Source organism: Pseudoalteromonas sp. C12FD-1, assembly GCF_037414265.1.
Taxonomy (GTDB): Bacteria; Pseudomonadota; Gammaproteobacteria; order Enterobacterales; family Alteromonadaceae; genus Pseudoalteromonas.
In genome coordinates this window covers 1-751 of record NZ_JBBEVD010000024.1, presented here as the reverse complement: position 1 = coordinate 751, position 751 = coordinate 1, and the positions used below count along the sequence as shown (strand labels likewise).

The 751-nt window shown below is 41.5% G+C and carries 2 protein-coding genes; both read left to right on the top strand.

Annotated features, from left to right (window positions below):
- The first annotated feature begins 80 nt into the window (after nucleotides 1-80).
- Complete coding sequence (tnpA, locus tag WDB87_RS00135) at nucleotides 81-377, top strand: IS66 family insertion sequence element accessory protein TnpA (RefSeq protein WP_337848651.1); 297 nt, start codon at nucleotides 81-83, stop codon at nucleotides 375-377.
- Complete coding sequence (tnpB, locus tag WDB87_RS00130) at nucleotides 377-724, top strand: IS66 family insertion sequence element accessory protein TnpB (protein ID WP_337848650.1); 348 nt, start codon at nucleotides 377-379, stop codon at nucleotides 722-724. The genes tnpA and tnpB overlap by 1 nt, the downstream gene beginning before the upstream one ends.
- The last annotated feature ends 27 nt before the right edge of the window (nucleotides 725-751 follow it).

Here is a 751-nt window from a genome sequence, read left to right as displayed (position 1 = left end):
GTAAGCGTCTAGCAAAATACACCTGCCAGTAACTCAGTAAAATGATTAAGCTATTTCCAAATTTCAATGAGGAGATAGTCATGAGAAAAACGCGTAGCCTAGAGCAGTGGCGCAGTATTATTGAAGAACAACAAGCCAGCGATTTAACTATCACTGACTATTGCAAGCAAAATGCTTTATCAAAAACAACGTTTTATGCCGCGCGAAGTAAACTTAATGCCTCATCAGGAAGCTTTGTTCGAGCAAACGTCACGAAACACGTCGATATCATCGAACCGCAACAGCCAATCATCCTCTCGATTAGTAAAGTAAAAGTCAGCTTACCACTCACAACGTCTGCATCTTATCTAGGCCAATTACTGCGCGAGCTTGCCTGATGAAAATGTTTGTTGAACCTAAATGTATTTACTTACACCGCGATGCTGTGGATTTTCGAAAATCCATTGATGGCTTGGTCGCTATCGTTGAAGGCGAGCTTGAACGTGATGCCTACACTGGCGCGTTGTTTTTGTTTTGCAATAAGGCGAAAGATAAACTCAAGTTGGTTTACTGGGATAAAACGGGATTTGCATTGTGGTACAAGCGGTTAGAAAAACAAAAATTCAAATGGCCAAACCAAGCGAGTCTACAAGATTTTGAACTCAGTCCCCAGCAACTGGATTGGTTGTTGTCGGGGTATGATGTGCTTGGTCATGAGGAGTTGCAGTATCAATCTATGATCTAATTAACAGTAAACGATCATTGCCACACA

Bases quoted from the DNA above. Each gene is read 5' to 3' on its own strand.
- tnpB (WP_337848650.1), top strand. From the start codon at position 377: ATGAAAATGTTTGTTGAACCTAAATGTATTTACTTACACCGCGATGCT.
- tnpA (WP_337848651.1), top strand. From the start codon at position 81: ATGAGAAAAACGCGTAGCCTAGAGCAGTGGCGCAGTATTATTGAAGAA.